The organism is Jiella mangrovi (genome assembly GCF_017815135.1).
Classification (GTDB): Bacteria; Pseudomonadota; Alphaproteobacteria; order Rhizobiales; family Rhizobiaceae; genus Jiella; species Jiella mangrovi.
Window position 1 is genome coordinate 69,779 of record NZ_JAGJCF010000007.1, and the last position, 21,493, is coordinate 91,271.

At 65.9% G+C, this 21,493-nt stretch carries 17 protein-coding genes and 3 pseudogenes; 17 read left to right on the plus strand and 3 right to left on the minus strand.

The features are described from left to right. The first annotated feature begins 147 nt into the window (after positions 1-147). From J6595_RS12195 to J6595_RS12220, 6 genes and pseudogenes are all read left to right on the plus strand, one after another. The gene (locus J6595_RS12195; protein WP_209594837.1) at positions 148-630 is read left to right on the plus strand and encodes a Pycsar system effector family protein; all 483 of its coding nucleotides are present in this window, start codon (positions 148-150) and stop codon (positions 628-630) included. Positions 631-809: 179 nt separating this feature from the next. Continuing rightward, a complete protein-coding gene (locus J6595_RS12200) occupies positions 810-980 on the plus strand; it encodes a hypothetical protein (RefSeq protein ID WP_209594838.1) in 171 nt (56 codons plus the stop codon). Positions 981-1,137: 157 nt separating this feature from the next. Beyond that, a pseudogene (locus J6595_RS12205) lies at positions 1,138-1,362 on the plus strand (AraC family transcriptional regulator); the annotation flags it as partial. A gap of 126 nt (positions 1,363-1,488) precedes the next feature. Next, positions 1,489-2,952, plus strand: coding sequence for an aldehyde dehydrogenase family protein (locus tag J6595_RS12210; protein ID WP_209594840.1), 1,464 nt, complete (start codon positions 1,489-1,491; stop codon positions 2,950-2,952). Positions 2,953-2,971: 19 nt separating this feature from the next. Beyond that, the gene (locus J6595_RS12215; RefSeq protein ID WP_209594841.1) at positions 2,972-4,021 is read left to right on the plus strand and encodes a tartrate dehydrogenase; all 1,050 of its coding nucleotides are present in this window, start codon (positions 2,972-2,974) and stop codon (positions 4,019-4,021) included. A 4-nt stretch (positions 4,022-4,025) separates the two neighbouring features. Beyond that, on the plus strand, positions 4,026-5,483 hold the full coding sequence (locus tag J6595_RS12220) for an NAD-dependent succinate-semialdehyde dehydrogenase (RefSeq protein WP_209594842.1): 1,458 nt from the start codon (positions 4,026-4,028) through the stop codon (positions 5,481-5,483). A gap of 77 nt (positions 5,484-5,560) precedes the next feature. Here the strand turns inward: J6595_RS12220 and J6595_RS22535 are convergent. Next, positions 5,561-6,838: pseudogene (locus J6595_RS22535) on the minus strand (NAD(P)/FAD-dependent oxidoreductase). A 4-nt stretch (positions 6,839-6,842) separates the two neighbouring features. After that, a complete protein-coding gene (locus tag J6595_RS12235) occupies positions 6,843-7,505 on the minus strand; it encodes a haloacid dehalogenase type II (RefSeq protein WP_342453173.1) in 663 nt (220 codons plus the stop codon). A gap of 243 nt (positions 7,506-7,748) precedes the next feature. Here J6595_RS12235 and argE point away from each other — a divergent pair, with 243 nt between their 5' ends. The 9 genes and pseudogenes from argE (at position 7,749) to J6595_RS12280 (ending at position 18,434) form a co-directional block, all read left to right on the plus strand. Next, positions 7,749-8,897 carry an acetylornithine deacetylase gene (gene argE / locus J6595_RS12240; RefSeq protein ID WP_209594846.1) on the plus strand — a complete coding sequence of 383 codons (1,149 nt, stop codon included), beginning with the start codon at positions 7,749-7,751 and terminating at the stop codon, positions 8,895-8,897. 150 nt (positions 8,898-9,047) lie between these two features. Beyond that, positions 9,048-9,893 carry a GNAT family N-acetyltransferase gene (locus J6595_RS12245; RefSeq protein WP_209594847.1) on the plus strand — a complete coding sequence of 282 codons (846 nt, stop codon included), beginning with the start codon at positions 9,048-9,050 and terminating at the stop codon, positions 9,891-9,893. 21 nt (positions 9,894-9,914) lie between these two features. Continuing rightward, positions 9,915-11,294, plus strand: coding sequence for an aspartate aminotransferase family protein (locus J6595_RS12250; protein WP_209594848.1), 1,380 nt, complete (start codon positions 9,915-9,917; stop codon positions 11,292-11,294). 5 nt (positions 11,295-11,299) lie between these two features. Further along, positions 11,300-12,228 (plus strand): annotated as a pseudogene (locus tag J6595_RS12255) (2-hydroxyacid dehydrogenase). Positions 12,229-12,513: 285 nt separating this feature from the next. Continuing rightward, a complete protein-coding gene (locus J6595_RS12260; RefSeq protein ID WP_209594849.1) occupies positions 12,514-13,218 on the plus strand; it encodes an HAD-IA family hydrolase in 705 nt (234 codons plus the stop codon). A 62-nt stretch (positions 13,219-13,280) separates the two neighbouring features. After that, a complete protein-coding gene (locus J6595_RS12265) occupies positions 13,281-14,894 on the plus strand; it encodes an ABC transporter substrate-binding protein (RefSeq protein WP_209594850.1) in 1,614 nt (537 codons plus the stop codon). 74 nt (positions 14,895-14,968) lie between these two features. Continuing rightward, positions 14,969-15,925, plus strand: a complete 957-nt coding sequence (locus J6595_RS12270; protein ID WP_209594851.1) for an ABC transporter permease — start codon at positions 14,969-14,971, stop codon at positions 15,923-15,925. Next, a complete protein-coding gene (locus tag J6595_RS12275; protein WP_209594852.1) occupies positions 15,922-16,773 on the plus strand; it encodes an ABC transporter permease in 852 nt (283 codons plus the stop codon). The genes J6595_RS12270 and J6595_RS12275 overlap by 4 nt, the downstream gene beginning before the upstream one ends. Beyond that, positions 16,773-18,434 carry an ABC transporter ATP-binding protein gene (locus J6595_RS12280; RefSeq protein WP_209594853.1) on the plus strand — a complete coding sequence of 554 codons (1,662 nt, stop codon included), beginning with the start codon at positions 16,773-16,775 and terminating at the stop codon, positions 18,432-18,434. Before J6595_RS12275 ends, J6595_RS12280 begins: the two co-directional genes overlap by 1 nt. Positions 18,435-18,461: 27 nt before the next feature. Here the strand turns inward: J6595_RS12280 and J6595_RS12285 are convergent, their stop codons facing one another. Then, positions 18,462-18,953, minus strand: coding sequence for an Lrp/AsnC family transcriptional regulator (locus J6595_RS12285; protein ID WP_209594989.1), 492 nt, complete (start codon positions 18,951-18,953; stop codon positions 18,462-18,464). Between the two features lie 219 nt (positions 18,954-19,172). On the opposite strand from J6595_RS12285, the gene J6595_RS12290 reads away from it, so the two are divergent. Continuing rightward, positions 19,173-20,498, plus strand: a complete 1,326-nt coding sequence (locus tag J6595_RS12290; protein ID WP_209594854.1) for an NAD(P)/FAD-dependent oxidoreductase — start codon at positions 19,173-19,175, stop codon at positions 20,496-20,498. A 92-nt stretch (positions 20,499-20,590) separates the two neighbouring features. Continuing rightward, a complete protein-coding gene (locus J6595_RS12295) occupies positions 20,591-21,487 on the plus strand; it encodes a LysR family transcriptional regulator (RefSeq protein WP_209594855.1) in 897 nt (298 codons plus the stop codon). Positions 21,488-21,493 lie beyond the last annotated feature (6 nt).

Below are 21,493 nucleotides of genomic sequence, written 5' to 3' on the forward strand. Positions count from 1 at the left end.
CCTGTCAATCTGAGGGTTTGAGCTTGAGACGCTTCGTCAAATCATCGCGTGGGGAATGTGTCGGTCTAGACACAGACGCTTTTCGCGAAGACTTGGCATCCGGATTAGTGCTAGTGCGATCGAATCACACTGACCGGAGCTCCCGCGATGTCCGAGCGGCATCTTTCCCACCTCGTCGAAGCCAATCGCATTTTCGCCGAGCAGATCCGAACGGCCGACCAGAAGGCAGCCTACATCTTCACCTTCATTCTGGCGCTGGTCGTCTGGTCGGCGGAAACGCGCCGATCGTTCTCGCTGGAGCACTTGATGTCGGCGGGCCTCGTCAGTCTTGTCGCCAGCTTCGTGCTGATGGCAGCCGTCGCGGTCGCTCTCGTGTCCGCGATCTGCGTTGTCCTGCCGCGATCAAGGCCCGGTACGAGCATCCTTTACTGGGGTGCGTGGCCGCAGGCGGGCGAGGCCCTGGAGGCGGCGCGCAAGCGCGAGGATCTCGACTTTCTCTATGACGACTATCTGCAGAATACGAGCACTCTGGCGGTGATCTGCCGGGCAAAATACCGGCTTGTCGCGCTTGCCTTCCGAGCGATGCTCGTCGTGGTGACGAGTTATCTGGTCCTGTTGATCAGCAGCTAGCGGATAAAGGTCGGCTTTCAGAAGCGGCATGGGGGCCGAGCAACTTGCAAATTGCGTTGCGGCGTCGGGCGTGCTTCCGTGGCTTTCGGGTCCATGAATCGAGAGCGCCGGGATGCGTGCGAAGGAGCGGCGGGACAGCGGGCAGACCCGGCATCGGACATCTCAAGGCCGACCACCGGATGGGCCGCAGTCACCTCGCCCATGCCACCGGCGACGCCGCCAACGCCGTCCTCGTCGCCGTAGGCTACAGCTTCCGCCGCATCCTCATCTGGCTGAAGCTTTTTGCCAGCTTCATCCAGGCCGCGATCCTGACAATGCTCGCTCAGGGCCAGCTTCGCTCAGCGGCTTGATCAGCCTACTTCACGCAGGACCGTCGAGATCGACCGTCAGCAGAGAGTCGAAAGCGATCGGGATCTGACCTTGCCCTCAAGTTTTATCCAGCCGTGAGTTCGCTTCCGGCGGTTTTGTTGCCCTTGGGGGCGGGCATTCAACGCAACGCGGCTCGATCTCACCGTGGTGGCAGAGCGCTGCGGCTTTTCCTCCTATTCGCATTTTCGCCGGCTGTACAAGGCGAGTTTCGGCGCCTCGCCTTCGGCCGACCGGCGCATGAAGAACCTCGCCCCGGCCGCCCCGGCCGCCCCGGACGAGATGTCGCCGCTTCACGACCTGCATCCCTATCAGAACCAGCTCGATCCCGTGCGCATGGTCCGACGGCGCGGTTCCACGCCATAATCGATCATCGCGCCCGCCGGTCGCGGGTGATTATGCCAAGAACCGGCCGCCTACGCGATCTCTTGTCGAAGGGCCGGGGATAAGACGGAACCAACCCTGTGTTCCGGCTCGTGAAAGGCCCGCCTGATGTCACTCAGCTTCGATCCCGCGGCCATCGAACTTCCCGAAGGTCACCATATCGGCGGACGCCTCGTCCCGGCGGAAACGCAAATGCCGGTTCTGCGCCCGTCCGACGGCGTCGCCCAGGCTGGCTGTCCGATCGCCGACGCCGGGATCGTCGATCAGGCGGTCGAAGCTGCAAAGACGGCTCTCAAAACCAGCGGCTGGGCGGGCCTGCGTCCGCGCGAGCGGGTCAAGGCGCTGCACCGCTTTGCCGATCTCATCGAAACCGAGGCGGAGCGGCTGGGGCGGCTGGAAAGCGTCGTCTCGACCAGGCCGATCGCCCAGTCGATTTCCGGGGACGTGGCGATCACCGCCGAGCAGATCCGCTTCTTTGCCGAATTCGCCGACAAGGAGGGTGGGACGGTCGCGCCCACCGCGCAGGATAAGCTCGGCCTGATCGAGAGCGAGCCCTATGGCGTCGTCGGCGCCATCACGCCCTGGAATTTCCCGATCTCCATGGCCGGCTGGAAGCTCGGCCCGGCACTTGCCGCCGGCAATGCGGTGGTGCTCAAACCGTCAGAGATGACGCCCTTCACGGCGGTGGCCCTGGCCGAGCTTTCGGTTCGTGCCGGCCTTCCCGAAGGGCTCGTCAACGTCGTCCTTGGCGACGGCGCGACGACGGGCAACGCGCTGACCGGCCATCCCGGCATCGCCAAGATCTCCTTCACCGGCTCCACCGCGGCCGGAGCCGCGATCATGGGCAATATCGCGCGCACGGGCATCAAGCCGATGACCCTCGAACTCGGCGGCAAGAGCCCGCAGATCGTCTTCGCCGACGCCGATCTCGACCTCGCCGCCGACTGCATCACGCGGGGCATTCTGTCGAATGCCGGACAGGTCTGCGTGGCCGGCTCGCGGGTCGTCGCCGAGGCGTCGATCCTCGACGCGCTGCGCGAGCGGCTGGTCGCGCGGTTTGCCCAGATCGCGCCCGGCCCGACCTGGGACGAGACGAGCAGCTACTCGCCGATCATCTCGGAACGCCAGCTCGCCCGCATCAAGACGATCCTTTCGAGCGCGCGCCAGACGGGAGCCGAGCTCATCATCGGCGGCGAGAGGCTGGATCGTGCCGGCTCGTTCTTCGCGCCGACGATCCTTGCGGGGGTTGGCCCGGATTCCCCGGCCGTACGAGAGGAGATCTTCGGCCCGGTCCTGACGCTTCAGGCCTTCACTGACGAGGCCGAGGCGCTGGCGCTGGCCGACCATCCCGATTACGGCCTGTGCGCCGGGGTCTATACGGCCAATCTCTCGCGTGCCATCCGGATCACCCGCTCGATCCGGGCGGGAACGGTCTGGGTCAACCGCTACGGACGCTCCACCGACCACATCCTGCCGACCGGCGGCTACAAGGGCTCCGGCCTCGGCAAGGATCTGGGCCGCGAGGCATACGAGGCCAATCGGCGCCAGAAGTCGGTGCTGATCGATCTTTGACACAAAAGGAAATGAAGCCATGAGGTCCCATCGCATCGCACTGATCCCCGGCGACGGCATCGGCCCCAACGTCGTCGAGGCGGCCTTCAAGGTCGGCGAGGCAGTCGCCGCGAAGGAGGGTTTTACCCTCGAGCCGACTTACTTTCCCTGGTCATGCGAGTTCTACGCCGAGACCGGGGCGATGATGCCGGAGGACGGGATTGAGACCCTGCGCGGCTTCGACGCAATTCTCCTCGGTGCCGTCGGCTGGCCGGCGAGCGTGCCGGATTCGGTGTCGCTGCACGGCCTGTTGCTGCCGATCCGCAAGGCCTTCGTGCAATATGCCAATGTCCGCCCACACCGCCTCCTGCCGGGCGTCGAGGGGCCGCTGAAGGCCGAAAGCTTCGACATTCTGTGCATTCGCGAAAACACCGAAGGCGAGTATTCCGGCGCCGGCGGCCGCGTCCATCAGGGCGGACGCGACGAGGTGGCGGTGGAGACGGCGATCTTCACCCGCACCGGCGTCGAACGCATTCTTCGCTACGGCTTCGAACAGGCGCGGCTGCGCAGCGGCCGGCTCGCGTCCGTGACCAAGTCGAACGCCCAGAAGCACTCGATGGTGTTCTGGGACGAGATCACCCGGGAACTCGCCGAGGAATATTCCGACGTCGAGGTCACGTCCTACCACATCGACGCCATGGCCGCGCGCATGGTAATGGCGCCGCAATCCCTCGACGTGGTGGTTGCCTCGAACCTTTTCGGCGACATCCTCACCGATCTCGGCGCGGCCATCCAGGGCGGCCTCGGCTTTGCCGCCTCCGCCAATATCGACCCGACCCGCTCCGGCCCCTCGATGTTCGAGCCGGTGCACGGCTCGGCGCCGGACATTGCGGACAAGGGCATCGCCAATCCGCTCGCGACGATCTGGTCGCTGGCGATGATGCTGGACCATCTCGGCGAGGGTGAAGCCAGCGCGCGCGTCATGCGCGCCATGGAGGCCGCCACCCGCGGCGGGATCGGGGTCCGGCCCGGCTCCGACACGACCGGCGCCATTGCCGACGCCGTCTTGAATGCCATCGAAAGGGACTGACGACATGGACGCAATCGAAACGATGACGCTGCTTTATCAGAATGGTCTCGTCGGCGGGGAATGGATCGGCGCCGATGGCGGCGAAACGCTCGACGTCACCAATCCGGCGACCGGCGAGACGCTCGGCACCGTCCCTGCCATGGGCGCGTCGGAAACCGGCCGGGCGATCGCCGCGGCAGAAGCCGCGTTCCAGGGCTGGCGCCGGCGCACCAATGCCGAGCGCGCCGGGCTGCTGATGGCCTGGTACGATCTGATGATCGAAAACGCCGAGGAGCTCGCCCTCATCCTCACCCTCGAACAGGGCAAACCCTTGTCCGAAGCGCGGGGCGAGATCGGCTACGGCGCCTCCTTCGTGAAATGGTTCGCCGAGGAAGCCCGCCGGATCGGCGGCGGCATCATCCCCTCCCCGACCGCCGACCGCCGCATCGCCGTCCTGAAGGAGCCGGTCGGCGTGTGCGGCATCATCACGCCGTGGAACTTCCCGAACGCGATGATCACCCGCAAGGTCGCTCCGGCCCTCGCCGCCGGCTGCACGGTGGTGGTCAAGCCGTCGGAACTGACGCCGTTCTCGGCGCTCGCCATGGCGGCCCTGGCGGAAAAGGCCGGGATCCCCGCCGGCGTCGTCAACGTCGTCACCGGCATGCCGGCGGCGATCGGCGGCGAGCTGACGGGCAATGCCGTGGTCCGCAAGGTCAGCTTCACCGGCTCGACCCGGGTCGGAGCGCTCTTGATGGAGCAGTGCGCGCCGACCATCAAGCGCCTCAGCCTGGAACTTGGCGGCAACGCACCCTTCATCGTCTTCGACGACGCCGATCTCGACAAGGCGATCGAGGGAGCGCTCATCTCGAAATTCAGGAATGGCGGCCAGACCTGCGTCTGCGCCAACCGCATCCTCGTCCAGTCCGGCATTCACGACGCCTTCGTCGAAAAGCTCGCGGCGCGGGTCGCGGCGATGAAGGTGGGGCCGGGAACCGAGGACGGCGTTGCCATCGGCCCGATGATCAACCGCGCGGCGATCGACAAGATCAACCGCCATGTCGACGACGCCCGCTCGAAGGGCGCTAAGCTCGCGACGGGCGAGACCGCCCTCCCCGAGGGGCCGCAATATGTGGCGCCGGTGGTCCTCACCGAGGCGACCACCGAGATGCAGCTCGCCGCCGAAGAGACCTTCGGCCCGGTCGCGCCGATTTTCCGCTTCGAGACCGAGGATGAGGCGATCGCGATCGCCAACGGCACGCCCTTCGGCCTCGCCGCCTATTTCTTCACCCAGGATCTCGCCCGCAGCTGGCGGGTCGGCGAAGCGCTGGAATTCGGCATGGTGGGTCTCAACACCGGCCTGATCTCGACCGAAGTCGCCCCCTTCGGCGGCGTCAAGCAGTCCGGCCTCGGCCGCGAGGGCGCCGAGATCGGCATCGAGGAATATCTCGAGACCAAGGCCTTCCACATCGGCGGTCTTGGCTGAGGCGCGAGCCGCAGAAACAAACAGAAAAGCCGGCGAACCATTCCGCCGGCTTTTCCCGCAGTTGCATGTGAGCGATCCTATTGGATCCGGTCGAGCATCTTGTAGTAGAGCCCGACCGCCGGCAGGAACCAGGGCTTGCCCGAATAGCCCCGCACCGCGTCCCAGGCGAGGCCCTTCAAAGGATTGCGGTCGGGCTTTCCGGCAATGATCTCGCCCATGATCGTGCCCATATGCGTCGAAAGCTGTGCGCCATGGCCGGAATAGCCCATGGCGTAATAAAGCCCGTCCGCCTCCCCGGCGCGGGGAAAACGGTCCTTGGTCATGCCGACCAGCCCGCCCCAGCAATAGTCGATCTCGATCCGGGAAAGCTGCGGAAAGATCTCTGCCAGCCCCGCCTGCAGGATACGGCCGGAGATCGCGTCCGACTTCGCGTCCGAGGCGGCGGAAAACCGCGCACGGCCGCCGAAGATCAGCCGGTTGTCCGGCGACAGGCGGAAATAGTTGCCGATATTGAGCGAGGTCACATAGGTGCGGTTGCCCGGCATCGTCGCGGCCACCTCCTCGGCGCTCAAGGGCCGGGTGGCGACGATCTAGCTGCCGACCGGGATGATCCGTCGCCTGAAATGCTCGAACGGACCTTCGGTATAGGCGTCGGTCGCGACGAAGACGTTCCGGGCGGACAGATGTCCCCTCGGCGTTTCCAGCCGCCACCGACCGCCGCTCTTGGTGCGGGCGACGACGGGGGCGTCCTCGAAGATCGTCGCGCCGTGGCGCGTCGCCGCCTCGGCCATGCCGACGACGAAGCGTCCCATATGCATCATGCCGCTCTTCTTCGAGAGCATCGCGCCGTGAAAGGCATCGGAGCCGATCTCCGGAGCGAGCTCCTCGGCCGTCAGAAGCGCGGTGTCGGGATCGACCTCGCGGTTGACCACCTCGAAGTTCCTGGCGATCGCGTCGAAATGCTTGGGCTTGGAAGCCAGCTTCAGCTTGCCCGAGCGGCGGAAGTCGCAGGCGATGCCTTCCTCCGCGACGATCTGTTCGATCGTGTCCACCGAATCGTCGAGCGCGTGATAGAGCGCTTTCGCCCGCTCCTCGCCCAGATGCTGTTTGGCCTCGAGATAGCCATGGGCAAGGCCGCTGTTGAGATGGCCGCCATTGCGCCCCGACGCCCCGTATCCCACGTGGCGCGCCTCCAGAAGCGCGACCCTTGCGCCTTCCTTGGCAAGGGTGCGGGCCGCCGACAGGCCGGTGAAGCCGCCGCCGACAACCGCGACGTCGAACTCCCCTTCCACCGCTCCCTCTGCCGCGCCCGAAAAGCGCGGCGCGGTGGCGTGCCAGTAGGATTTGAATTCCATGGCCTCAGAGACCCACGACGCCGGGAAGGCCGGAAATGTCCTCAATCTCCGTATAGCCGTAATAGGGATTGGCCGGCTCGTGGCCGCGATTGACCCAGACCTTGTTCTCAATGCCGAGATCGTGGGCCGACATCAGATCGTAGCGGAAGGACGAGGAGACGTGGAGAACGTCCTGCGGCCCGCAACCCAGCTGGTCGAACATGTATTCGAAGGCCTGGAAGCGAGGCTTGTAGGCATTGGCCTGCTGGGCCGTGAAGACGTGGGCGAAGGGCGCGCCGAGTTTCTCGACATTCGACATGATCTGCGCGTCCATGGCGTTGGACAAGACGACGAGCGGAAACTCCTCGGCGACTTTCGAAAGGCCGGCGGGGACGTCGGGATGCGGGCCCCAGCTCGGCACCGCCTCATAGAACTGGCGCGCCTCGCTTTCATGAAAATCCACCCCGTTGCGCTTGCAGGCGCGTTCGACGGCGTTCACGAGAACCTGGTCGTAAGGCTTCCAGTCGCCCATGATCTCGTCGAGCCGGTAGGCCGCGAAATTCTTGATGAACCGCTCCAGAAGCTCCGGCTTGAGGCGCGCGCCGTAGATCTCCCGTGCTTTCTCGGCCATCTGGAAATGGGTGAGGGTTCCGTAGCAGTCGAAGGTAATGAATTTGGGGCGGAACACGGCTGTGTAACCTTTCCTTGGGAGTTGGACGCCGACCCTCGCAAGGCGGGACGACCGGCTGCGACGGGAAAGATCGTAGCGTTCCTTCGAAGGGTGGTTTGTCGCTTTCGCGCCCATACAGAAAGCAGAATCTCTCGAAAGCGCCGGGCATCACGGCAAGGCCTGCCGCTCCTTTCGCGGCACTGTTGACGCAACCGGCAGTGCGCCGGGACGTCGAAACGCCCATCCGTGCGAGAACCACAGATGACACCGCAAGCCATGCTGTCGAGCCTCGTCGCCTTCCCCACCGTGGTCGCAAGGCCCAACGGGGCGCTCATCGACTATGTGCGGGACTATCTTGCCTCGCAGAACATCGCCTCGGCGGTGGTCGCCGGCCCCGAAGGCGACCGCTTCAATCTCTTCGCCACCATCGGACCGGCAGACGTTCCCGGCTACATCCTGTCCGGCCATGTCGACGTCGTGCCGGCGAACGAGCCCGGCTGGCAGGGAGACCCGTTTCGCCTGCGCGCGCAGGAAGACCGGCTTTATGCGCGCGGCGCGGTGGACATGAAGGGCTTCGTCGCGGCGGTGCTGTCCGCCGTTCCCGAGCTTGCCGCGATGCCGCTCGCGCGCCCCGTCCACATCGCGCTGTCCTATGACGAAGAGGCCGGCTGCCGGGGCGTTCCCCACCTGATCGAAAAGCTCCCGACGCTCTGTGCCCCGCCGCTCGGCTGCATCGTCGGCGAACCGTCGGGACTGGTGCCCGTGCTTCGCCACAAGGGCAAGGCGGCGCTCAGAATCACCGCCCGCGGACGATCGGGGCACAGCTCCCGCCCCGATCTCGGGCACAACGCGATCCACGCCCTCCTGCCGGCGCTGGGCGCGATTGCCGCCGAGGCCGAACGGCAACGCCGGGACGGGCCGACCGACGAGCATTTCCTGCCGCCCTATTCGACGCTGCAGATCGGCAAGATCGCCGGCGGCGCGGCGCTCAACATCATTCCCGACAACGCATGCGCCGAGATCGAGGCGCGGGCGATCGCCGGCGTCGATCCGCTGACGCTTCTCGAACCCGCCATGGCGGTCGTCGCGAACGGGGAGGCGCTCTCGGCCGAGATCATCGCCAGCTATCCGGGCCTTGCCCTCGACGAGAGCCACGATCTGGCACGGCTCACGGCAAAGCTTTGCGGCAACGCGCCGCTGGCGGCGGTCAGCTACGGCACGGAGGCGGGCCTGTTTCAACAGGCCGGCATCCCGGCCATCGTCTGCGGACCCGGCGACATTGCGCGGGCGCACAAGCCCGAGGAATACATCACCATCGCCGAGCTGCAGGCCACGCGGCAGATGGTGCTGCGCCTCGGCCAGGAGCTTTGCGCCGGACAGGCGTCGGCGCCCGCCACGGCGGCCCGCTGAGCCATGTACCGGCGCCGGGCGTCGCCATTAGCTGCGGCGGAAGGCAGGCGACACGGCGGGAAATCCCGCCGCCGCGTCGATGGCCGGAAGCATGTTTTCCCACGCCCTTGCTACGACTGATCGAGACGAAACACGAGGTTGCCCGCCACAATGCCCGATCTGCAGATTCTTCCCTTCCAGGATGGCCACCTGCCAGAGGCCGTCAGGCTGTCGGCCGATGAGGGCTGGCCCCACAGGCCGGAAGACTGGGCGCTCATCGCCGAAATTTCCCGGCCATTCGTCGCCTGCGAGGGCGACAGGATCGTCGGCACGGCCTTCTGCACGCTCTTCGGCGACGACGTTGCGATGATCAACATGATCATCGTCGATGCGGCGATGCGCGGTCGCGGGCTCGGCCGCCGGCTGATGGAGACGGTGATGGCCGAGGCCGGCAAACGCGAATTGCGGCTCACCGCAACGGCTGCCGGGCTGCCGCTCTACGCCAAGCTCGGCTTCGTCGAGAATGGGCAGATCCTCCAGCATCAGGGCGAGATCGGCGCGGTCGCCGCGCCCGAGGGCGTCGAGGACGCCATGCCAGACGACTTTGAAGCGATCGTGAAGCTCGACCGGGCGGCGACCGGTGCCGACCGCATTTCGCTGTTTGAGCGGCTGCGGGCGCTCGGCGAGACGGTGGTCACCCGCGGCCCTGAGGGGCGCGTTTCCGGCTTTGCCATCTGCCGCCCCTTCGGCCGCGGCTTCGTCATCGGCCCGGTGGCTGCCTCCGAACCCGGGACCGCCCGGCGGCTGATCGCGGCGCATCTTCACCGCCATCCCGGCCGCTTCCTTCGCGTCGATACCCCGGCCGAGAGCGGCCTTGCGCCCTTTCTCGCAGATCACGGTCTCGCCCATGCCGGCGGCGGCACCGCGATGGCCCTGGGGGCTGAAGCGCGAGCTCCGCAATCATCGCCATCGACAAAGCTGCGCGCATTCGCGCTCGCGGCCCAGGCTCTCGGCTGACACCTTCTGGAAGGACACGACATGCTTGCCAATTCCCTCGTCGAACTGGATCGCCGGCATCTGATCCATCCCTTGAGTTCCTATCGCGGCCATGAGCAGGTCGGCGTGCGCGTCATGCGTTCGGCCAAGGGGGCGACCCTCACCGACAGCGAGGGCCACCAGCTTCTCGACGGCTTCGCCGGGCTTTGGTGCGTGAATGCCGGCTACGGCCATGAGAGCATCGTCGAGGCGGCGGCCGAGCAGATGCGCCGGCTGCCCTATGCGACGGGCTATTTCGATCTCGGCTCGGAGCCGGCGATCCGGCTCGCCGCCGAGATCGCCGACCGCGCGCCCGGCGATCTCGACCATGTCTTCTTCACCCTCGGCGGGTCGGACGCGGTGGACAGCACGGTCCGCTTCATCCGCTATTACAATCACGCCCGCGGCACGCCGCAGAAGGACCAGTTCATCTCGCTCTCGCAGGGCTTTCACGGCTCCTCGACGGTCGGCGCCGGGCTGACGGCACTGCCGGGTTTTCATGCCGGCTTCGGCGTTCCCCTCGACTGGCAGCACAAGATTTCGTCCCACTATGTCTACCGCAACCCGGTGGGCTCGGATCCTGCGACCATCATCGATGCCTCGGTGGCGGAGCTGAAGGCCAAGGTCGAGGAGATCGGACCCGACCGCGTCGCGGCCTTTTATGCCGAGCCGATCCAGGGTTCGGGCGGCGTATTGGTGCCGCCTGCCGGCTGGATGAAGGCGATGGCCGACACCTGCCGGGAGCTCGGTATTCTCTTCGTCGCCGACGAGGTCATCACCGGTTTCGGCCGCACCGGGCCGCTCTTCGCCTCAGAGGAAGACGGCATCGTCCCCGATTTCATCACCGTCGCCAAGGGGCTGACCTCGGGCTATGCGCCGCTCGGCGCGGTGCTCATGGCCGACCATGTCTATCAGACCATCGCCGACGGCGCGGGCGAGGCCCTGATCGGCCACGGCTACACCTATTCGGGCCATCCGGTCAGCGCGGCGGTCGGGCTCGCCGTCCTCAAGCTCTATGAGGGCGGACTTCTGGACAATGGCCGCAAGGCCGGCGAGCGGCTGATGGCCGGCCTCCATGGCCTTTCGGATCATCCCCTCGTCGGCGACGTGCGCGGCCGGGGCATGCTGGCGGCGATCGAACTCGTCACCGACAAGGACGCCAAGACGCCCCTGCCGGCCGCCAGCGAGCCGTCCAGGCGCATCTTCGACCGCGCCTATCGCAACGGTCTCATCATTCGCGCTTTCGGCAACGGGGCGATCGGCTTTGCGCCGCCTTTGTGCTGCACCACCGAGGAGATCGACGAGATGGTGGCGCGGGCCGGCCGCGTCCTCGACGAGACCCTCGACGATCCCGATATTCGCGCCGTGATGAAGGGCGCGTGAGCGCCATGGCGCTGCTTTACCTGTCGAGCGCCGAGCGGGCCGCCATCTGGCGACCGATCTTCGAGCGCGAGCTGGCGGAGGTGCCCTTCGTCGAGGGGGAAGCGGCGGTCGAGGACCCCGCCTCGATCCGCTACATCGCCGGCTGGACGCTGCCCGACGGCGTCTTCGAGCGATATCCCAATGTCGAGATGGTTCTGTCGGTCGGCGCCGGTGTCGATCAGTTCGACCTCGCCCACCTTCCGCAGAATGTTCTGGTGGCGCGCACCGTCACGCCGAGCATCGGCGAAATGATGCGCGACTATACGGTCCTCGGCGTCCTCGCCATGCACCGGGATCTGCCGCGCTACGTCGACCAGCAGCGGCGTGGTCTGTGGGAGAGCGGCCCGGTGGCGCTCGCCCGGCGCCGACAGGTCGGCGTGATGGGTCTCGGGCAACTGGGCCTGGCAACCTTGGAAGCGCTTCGCCCCTTCGGCTTTCGTCTGGCGGGCTGGTCCCGCTCGGCGCGCGAGATCGCCGGTGTCGAGACCTTTTGCGGGAAGGACGGGCTCCAGCCCTTTCTGGCCGGCACGGATATTCTGGTCTGCCTTCTGCCCCTGACCGACGAAACCCGCAACATCCTCGATGCCGGGCTGTTTGCCGCCCTGCCCAAGGGCGCCTGTCTCGTCCATGCCGGCCGCGGTCGGCAGCTCGATCACGAGGCGCTTTTAGAAGCGCTCGACAGCGGCCATTTGCGCGGCGCCTTTCTCGACGTGACCGAGCCCGAACCGCTGCCCGCCGGCCATCCCTTCTGGTCCCATCCGTCGGTCGTTTTGACCCCGCATGTGGCGACGATGACCGATTTCGAAGAGGGCGCCCTGTCCGCCATAGCGAGCCTTCGGGCGCATCTGGCGGGCGCATCAATCCAGGGTTTGTCGATCGCGAACGCGGCTACTGAGGCTCCGCCGAATCTTCCGCAGGCAACGGATTTTCGAAACAAGATGCCGCCAGGACCACCGGTTTTGACGTTTCCGAAAGGCCGGCACCTGCGAAAGTCTTGTGCAGAACGGCCGCTGCACATCCTGTGTGCAACGCAACAACACGCTCGAAAGAAGGGAACATACGCCCCTTCGAAAGCGGCATCCGCCGGCAGAGCGCCCGACCATGAGGGAGTTCACGGCGCAGAATAAAATGCCGATCCGCGAGGTCGGCATCGAGCCCTACTCTGACCGGAGGTTCGCCCTTGCAAGTGACGCCAGCCAAATTCAAGGTTCTGACCTTCGACGTCGTCGGAACGCTGATCGACTTCGAGGCCGGGTTGACCGGCGGCCTGATGGCCATTGCGGAGGAAAGCGGCGTCGACCTCGACGGCGAAGCGGCGCTGGCGCTCTACGGGGAGTGCCGCCGCGACCCCGCTGCCGAAAAGTTTCCCGACGATCTCGCCCGCTGCTATCAGGTCATCGCCGCTCGCTTCGGCCTGCCGACGGGTGACGAATACGGTGCGCGGATGGTCGAGGCGGTCGCCGCCTCCCCCGCCTTTCCCGACAGCGTTTCAGCGCTGAAACGGCTCGGCGGGCATTTTCGCCTCGTTGCGATGACCAACGCGCGGCGCTGGGCATTCGAGCGCTTCTCCACCGCGCTCGCCGATCCGTTCTGGAAAGTCTTCACCACCGACGACACCGGGACGGAAAAGCCCGATCCGGCGTTCTTCGAACACGTCTTTGCCGATCTGGCCGGACACGGCATCGCCAAGGCCGATATCCTGCACGTGGCCCAGAGCCAATATCACGACATCGGAATCTCGCGGCAGCTGGGCATGACCAATTGCTGGATCGAGCGGCGCCACGGCCGGGCCGGCTATGGCGGGACCATCGCGCCCGAAAGTTTTACCGAGCCGGATTTCCACTTCACGTCGCTCGCCGCACTGGCCGACGCAGTCGAAGCTTGATGCAACCGCCGCAAGTCTCACCAACGAGGCTGGGGCTTCCTGACACGAAAAGGGGTCGACAGATGAGCAATGACAATGTGACGAACTGGTCCGGTCGCGATGACCGGATGGTCGAGAATGCCATTCGCCGCGGCGCCACGCGTCGCGAGCTTCTCCAGCTTCTGATGGCGAGCGGCATCGGCCTTGCGGCCGGCGGCACGATCATCGGGCGGGCGACGAAAGCGTTCGCCGATACCCCGAAATCCGGCGGCTCGATCACCGCCGCGGGCTGGTCTGCCTCCACCGCCGACACGCTCGATCCGGCCAAGGCATCGCTTTCGACCGACTATGTGCGCTGCTGCGCCTTCTACAACCGCCTGACCTTTCTGGCCGACGGCGGCGAGCTGCAGATGGAGCTGGCCGAGAATATCGAGACCAAGGACGCCAAGACCTGGAAAGTCACGTTGCGGCCGGATGTGACCTTCCACGACGGCAAGACGCTGACCACCGACGACGTCATCTACTCGATGAACCGTCACAAGGACGAGAGCGTCGGCTCGAAGGCCGCCGCCATGGCCAAGCAGATGGAGACCTTCCGCAAGATCGACGACCGGGTCATGGAGATCGAGCTCTCCGCCCCCAACGCCGATCTGCCGATCATCCTGTCGCTGCACCACTTCATGATCGTCGCCGACGGCACCACGGATTTTTCCAAGGCCAATGGCACCGGCGCCTTCAAATGCGATGTGTTCGAGCCGGGGGTCCGCTCGGTGGGCGTCAAGAACGAGAACTACTGGAAGGACCAGCTTCCCCATCTCGACAGTTTCGAGTTCATCGCGATTTCCGACGAGCCGGCCCGCGTCAACGCGCTGCTTTCCGGCGACATCGCGCTGGCGGCCCCCGTCAATCCGCGTTCGATTCGGCGGCTGGAGGGCGTCGAGGGGATCAACCTATCGAAGACGACCTCGGGCAACTATACCGATCTCAACGTCCGCCTCGACATGAACCCCGGAGACAAGGCCGGCTTCGTCGAAGGCATGAAGTATCTGATCAATCGCGAGACCATCAAGCGCTCGGTCCTGCGCGATCTCGCCGTGATCGCCAACGACCAGCCGGTTTCGCCCAACGACAAATATTACAACAAGGAGCTGCAGGCGAAGGAGTACGACCCGGAGAAGGCCAAGAGCCTGTTCAAGAAGGCCGGTGTCCTCGGCCAGTCGATTCCGATCATCACCTCGGACGCGGCGAGCTCAGCCGTCGATATGGCGACCGTGGTCCAGCAGGCCGGCCAGGAGATCGGCATGCCCTTCGACGTGCAGCGCGTCCCCTCCGACGGCTACTGGTCGAACTACTGGCTGAAGGCGCCGATCCACTTCGGCAACATCAATCCGCGCCCGACCCCGGACATCCTGTTCTCGCTGCTCTACGCCTCGGACGCGCCCTGGAACGAGAGCCAGTACAAGTCCGGGAAATTCGACAAGATGCTGGTCGAGGCGCGCGGCTCCCTCGACGAGGCCAAGCGCAAATCGATCTATGACGAGATGCAGGTAATGGTCTCGAACGAGGCGGGAACGGTGATTCCGGTCTGGATGTCCAACGTCGACGTCCTGTCGTCGAAACTGAAGGGCCTGAAGCCCAACCCGCTCGGCGGCATGATGGGCTATGCCTTCGCCGAATATGTCTGGCTGGACGACTGATCCACCGCCCTTTCGGCCGGGCGCTCCGTGCCCGGCCGTAGACCTTCACGCGATCACTGGGAGCTGTCGCCGCCATGAATGCCCTCATCGCCCGGCTCGTCGCCAAGCGCCTGGGGATCATGCTGATCTCCCTCCTGATCGTCGCCTTCGCCGTGTTCTTCGCGACCGAACTCCTGCCGGGCGACGTCGCGCAGATCCTGCTCGGCCAGTCTGCGACGCCGGAGGCGGTCGCCGGTCTTCGCAAGGCGATGCATCTCGACCAGCCGGCCTTCCTGCGCTTCTTGTACTGGCTCGGCGGGCTCATGACCGGCGATCTCGGGCGCTCTTATGCCAACAATCGCGAGGTCGCCGATCTCATCGCCGGGCGGCTGGCGAATTCGCTCGAACTCGCCTTCGTCACGACGCTGTTCTCGGTGCCGATCGCCCTCACCCTCGGCATCACCGCGGCGATGTTCCGCGGCTCGACCTATGACCGGCTCGTCTCGGTCTTCACCGTTTCGGTGATCTCGATCCCCGAATTCATGGTGGCGACGCTCGCGGTTCTGGTCTTCGCGGTCTATCTCAAATGGCTGCCGGCCCTGTCGGTCGCCAATGACGTGCACGGGCTCGGCGAGCTCCTGCGCATCTACGCGATGCCGGTCATCACCCTGTCCTTCGTCGTCTCGGCCCAGATGATCCGGATGACGCGGGCGGCGGTCATCGACACTCTCGACACCGCCTATGTGGAGATGGCGCTGCTCAAGGGCGCGTCCCGCAGGAGGATCGTCCTCAAGCACGCGCTGCCCAACGCCCTCGGCCCGATCGTCAACGCCATGGCGCTGTCGCTCTCCTATCTTCTGGGCGGCGTCATCATCGTCGAGACGATCTTCAACTATCCGGGCGTTGCCAAGCTGATGGTGGACGCCGTCTCCACCCGCGACCTTCCGCTCATCCAGTCCTGCGCGATGATCTTCTGCGTCAGCTATCTTCTCCTGATCCTGATCGCCGACCTCGTCGCGATCATGGCCAACCCGCGGCTGCGGAACCAATGACGATGACGATCACAAATCCCGGCCGCAAAGGCCGCTTCGGCTGGCACATGAACGCCGTCGGCATCATCGGCGCGGCGATCATCCTGTTCTGGATGGTGGTGGCGATCGCCGCGCCCTGGATCAGCCCCTATCCGGTCGGCAAGATCGTCGATTTCGACTATTACGGGCCGATGTCGTCGCAGTTCTGGCTCGGGACCGACTATCTGGGCCGCGACATGCTCTCCCGCGTCCTGATGGGCGCGCGCTACACCGTCGGCATCTCGCTGGCCGCCGTCACCCTCGCCTGTTTCGTCGGGGTGACGCTCGGGATGATCGCGGCTGTGATCGGCGGCTGGTTCGACCCGGTTCTGTCCCGCTTTCTCGACGCGCTGAACTCGATCCCCTCTTTGATGTTCGGCCTCGTCGTGGTGGCGTCGGTGGGCAGCTCGATGACGGTGCTCGTCCTGACCATCGCCGTCCTCTACGCTCCCGGCAGCTACCGTTTCGCCCGGGCGCTCGCCGTCAACGTCAACGCCATGGACTTCGTCACGGTGGCGCGGGCGCGCGGCGAAGGCACCATCTACACGATCCGCGAGGAGATCTTCCCGAACATCATCGGCCCGGTTCTGGCCGATTTCGGCCTGCGTTTCGTCTTCATCGTGCTCCTTTTGTCGGGCCTGTCCTTCCTCGGCCTCGGCGTCCAGCCGCCGAACGCTGACTGGGGCGCGCTGGTGCGCGAGAATATCGGCAGCCTCTCCTTCGGGGCTCCGGCGGTGATCGTGCCCTCGATCGCCATCGCCAGCCTGACGATCTCGGTCAACATGCTGATCGACAACCTTCCCCGGCGCATCCGCGACAGGAGCGATTGATGGGCAAAATCATCGAAATCCGCGATCTCCGCGTCGAGGCGAAGACCGATTCCGGCCGCGTCGTCGAGATCATCAAGGGCGTCGATCTGTCCGTCGCCGATGGCGAGATCGTCGCGCTGATCGGCGAGAGCGGCTCGGGCAAGACGACCATCGCCCTCACCCTTCTTGGCCATACGAGGCCGGGATGCGCGATCACCGGCGGCGAGGTGGTCGTCGCGGGGCGCGATACGGTGACGATGAGCGAGGCGCAGAAACGGGCGCTCCGCGGCACCGAGGTCGCCTATGTCCCGCAATCGGCGGCGGCCGCCTTCAATCCGTCGAAGACCATCATGGACCAGGTGGTCGAGGTCGCCAAGATCCATCACCTCATGCCGCTGCCCGAGGCCCGCAAGAAGGCCGTGGAGCTCTTCAAGGCGCTGGCGCTGCCCGAGCCCGAAACGATCGGCCAGCGCTATCCGCACCAGGTCTCCGGCGGCCAGCTGCAGCGCCTGTCGGCGGCCATGGCGCTGATCGGCGATCCGAAGGTGATGGTCTTCGACGAGCCGACGACGGCCCTCGACGTGACGACACAGATCGAGGTTCTGCGCGCCTTCAAATCGGTGATGCGCGAGCGCGGCATGGCCGGCATCTACGTCTCCCACGATCTGGCCGTCGTCGCCCAGATCGCCGACCGGATCGTCGTCCTGAAGGGCGGCGAGGTCCAGGAGGTGGGCACCGCCGAAACGATCATCAATCAGCCGACCCACAGCTATACCAAGGCGCTGATCGAGGCGTTCCACCCCAAGGGGCGGGATCCGGACGCGCGGCCCGAAAGCGCCGAGCCGCAGCCGATCCTGAAGGTTTCGGGTCTGACGGCCGGATATGGCGCCGTCGGCAGCGACGGCCTGCCGAAATTCGTCATCCTGAAGGACATCGACCTCGAGCTGGAACGCGGCCGAAGCCTCGGCGTCATCGGCGAATCGGGCAGCGGCAAATCCACCTTGGCACGGGTCATCGCGGGCCTGCTGCCGGCGGCGAAGGGTAGCGTCGCGATGGACGGTGTTTCCCTCGGCCAGCGCACGAAGGATCGCTCCAAGGAGGAGCTGCGCAAGCTTCAGATCGTCTTCCAGCTGGCCGACACCGCGCTGAACCCCAACAAACCCGTCGGCGCGATCGTGGCGCGGCCGCTGGCCTTCTATCACGGGATGGGCGGCCGCGAGCGAGAGGCCGAGGTCGACCGGCTCCTCGACATGGTGCGCCTGCCCAAGGCGCTCAGGCACCGGCTGCCGTCCGAGCTTTCGGGCGGGCAGAAGCAGCGGATCAATTTTGCAAGAGCGCTCGCGGCCCGGCCCGAACTGATCCTGTGTGACGAGATCACTTCGGCGCTCGATACGGTGGTCGCAGCCGCCATTCTCGAGCTTCTCGACGAATTGCAGCGCGAGCTCGGCCTCACCTACATGTTCATCAGCCACGATCTTTCGACCGTCGAGGCGGTCTGCGACCGTGTCGCGGTGATGTATCGGGGGGAAAAGGTCGAGGAGATGCCGACGAGCCGGATGCAGTCCGGCGCCGAGCATCCCTATTCGAAACTCCTGATCGCCTCGGTCCCCAAGCTCGACACCGGCTGGCTGGACGGCCTGCACCAAAATCCCGCCATTTCCGAGGGCATGAACAGGGCCTGAACCACGGGACGGGAAGGCGAAGGACCGTCAGGCCGCCGAAACCTCGTCCCCGAACAGCTTGTTCAGCGGCAGATGCGCCTTGATGAAGGGCGACTTGATCACGACGAAGCTGAAATACTTGTCGATGCCGACGTCCTGATCGAGCAGGTTCTCGATGATCGACTGGTAGTGGACGATGCCGGAGGTGATGAACTTCAGGAGATAATCGTAGCCGCCCGAGACGAGATGACACTCGATGCAGGCATCGACCTTGCGAACCGCCGCCTGGAACCGGTCGAAATCCACATGGCGATGATTCTTCAGCGTCACCTCGGTGAAGACCGTCAGGACCTCGCCCAGCTTGGCGATGTCGATCTGGGCCGAATAGCCGGTGATGTAGCCCGCCGCCTGCAGGCGCTTCATCCTCGTCAGACAGGGACTGGGCGATAGGTTGATGAGTTCGGCCAGCTCGACATTGGTGATCCGACCGTTCTTCTGCAGTTCGCAGAGAATCTTCACATCGATCATGTCGAGTTTCATGCGCGTGCCCGTCGTCATCATCTCTCTCTTCGCGCGGCAGAATAATCTGTGAGAGTGGTCCGGTTCGGCTCCACTGGCAAGCCGTGATCTCGTATTCACCGGAAAAATCAAGTTCCGCGCGCCCCGTCGGCGACGGCATGAAATGCTGCATGACGACGGGATTGATCGTTTTTGCTCTCCCGTCCGGGGGTACACTCGAGGCATAGTCAGGAGTCAGCCATGCCAGCCCCCCTTCTCGTCGTGCCCTCGTCGGAGCGGCTGCCGGACACGGCCGACGTCGTCGTCATAGGCGGTGGCATCGTCGGGGTCAGTTCGGCCTATTTCATGGCGCGGCAGGGCCTGAAGATCGCGCTGGTCGAAAAGGGCCGCATCGGCGCCGAGCAATCCAGTCGGAACTGGGGCTGGTGCCGTCAGCAGAACCGCGACGCGCGCGAGTTGCCCATGGCCACCCAGAGTCTTGCCCTGTGGGAGGAGATCACCGCGGAGCTCGGGGAGGACCTCGGCTTTCGCCGCTGCGGCCTGCTTTATCTGTCCGACAACGAAGCCGAGATCGCCGGCTGGGCGAAATGGCGCGACTTTGCCGCAACGAAGGGCGTGGCGACGCATATGCTGAGTGCGGCCGAGGCGGGCGAGCGCGGCGCGGCCACCGGCAAGCCCTGGAAGGGCGGCGTGTTCTCCCCCACCGACGGCATCGCCGATCCCTCCCGCGCGGCTCCGCTGATCGCCGGGGGCGTCGTCAAGCATGGCGGCACGATCCACCAGTTCTGCGCGGCGCGGGGCATCGAGACCGAGGGCGGCAAGGTCAGCGGCGTCGTGACCGAAAGCGGCACGATCCGCACGAGCCGCGTCGTCCTGGCCGGCGGCGCCTGGGCCTCCTCCTTCTGCCGCCAGCTCGGCATCACCTTCCCGCAATCCTCGGTGCGCTCGCCGATCCTGTCGGTGATGCCCGGCGCCAGAGGGCTTCCCGACGCGCTGCATACGGCCGAGGTGTCGGTGACGCGGCGCGGCGACGGTGGCTACACGCTCGCCGTCTCGGGCCTCGCGAGCGTCGATCCGACGGCCCAGCAGCTGCGCTTCGCCAGAAGCTTTCTGCCCATGTTCGCCAAGCGCTGGCGCGTTTTGACGCCGGGCAACCTGTCGGGCTTTGCCTCGGGGCACGAAACGCTGAAGCGCTGGGCACTCGACGAGCCGACGCCGATGGAGCGCATGCGGATCCTCGATCCGGTCCCCTCCGCCCGGGCGATCGAGACGATCCTGATGCGCGCCCGCCGGCTCCTGCCCGAACTGACGACCATCCCCGTGCAGGCGACCTGGGCCGGCTATATCGATTCGACGCCGGACGGCGTACCGGTGATCGACGACGGGGTCGGGCCTCAGGGCTTCGTGCTGGCCGCCGGCTTCTCCGGCCATGGCTTCGGCATCGGCCCCGGCGCCGGGCGTCTCGTGGCCGACATCGTGACGGGCCGAACGCCGAGCGTCGAGCATCGCCAGTACCGTCTGTCGCGGTTCGGCAAGAGTGCCTGGGGCCAGGTCTCCGAGTTCTGACGATCGCACCGGACCGTGAAGGTCGAGGGCGCTCCTCGCTCATGCCGGCGCCACTTTGAATTCCGGTCGCCCCGCCTTCGAAGGTCTCAGCCATGCGTGCTCGCCAGTTGGAAGTCTTCTGCGCCCTGATGCGGGCCGGCACGGTCACGGGAGCCGCCGCCGCCCTCAACATCTCGCAGCCGGCGCTCAGCCAGATCCTCCTCCACGCCGAAGACCAGCTCGGCTTCAAGCTCTTCAACCGCGTCAAGGGCCGGCTGGTGGCGACCGAGGAAGCGCTCGAACTCTATCCGGAAGCCGAACGGGTCTTCGGCGAACTGGCGGCGCTCAGACGTCGCACGGCGGACATGCGCCACGGCCGAACCGGGCTCGTTCGTCTCGCAGCGTCGGCGCCGCCGGCCATGGCACTCGTCCCGGACGCTCTGGCCGCGTTCCGGCACTCCCACCCCAATGTCGTGGTCAGATCGCAGATTGCGCCGGTGCGCCATGTCGTCGAGCTCTTGCGTGACGGCGAGGTCGCCCTCGGCATCGTCATGAACGACAAGCCCCATCAGGGCATCGACGTCGAAAAGATCGGCGAATCGGAGCTCACATGCCTGGTTCCGAAGAACCACTCCCTGGCGGCGCGGCAAGCCATCGGCTTTGCCGATCTCGCCAACGAGGCCCTGATCGCCTACCACCCCGAGGTCCTCCCCGGCCTGCTTCTCTCGGCAATCGCCGATGCCGAGGGGATCGAATATGCGCCCTCGATCGAGATCGACGTTTCGATGAGCGCGCTGCCATTCGTCCAGAGCGATCAGGGCATCGCCATCGTGGACCGGCTTTTGCCGTGGGACAGCTTTCACGGGGTGACGATGATCCCCTTCGTGCCTCGAACCGCGCTCCCCGTGGCGATCCTGACGAGGACGGATCATGCTCTTGGCGGCGCTGCCGCGACGATGCGGGAGGAACTGTGCCAAGCCTGGGCGCGATACGCCGCAACTGCCCGGTGACGGATC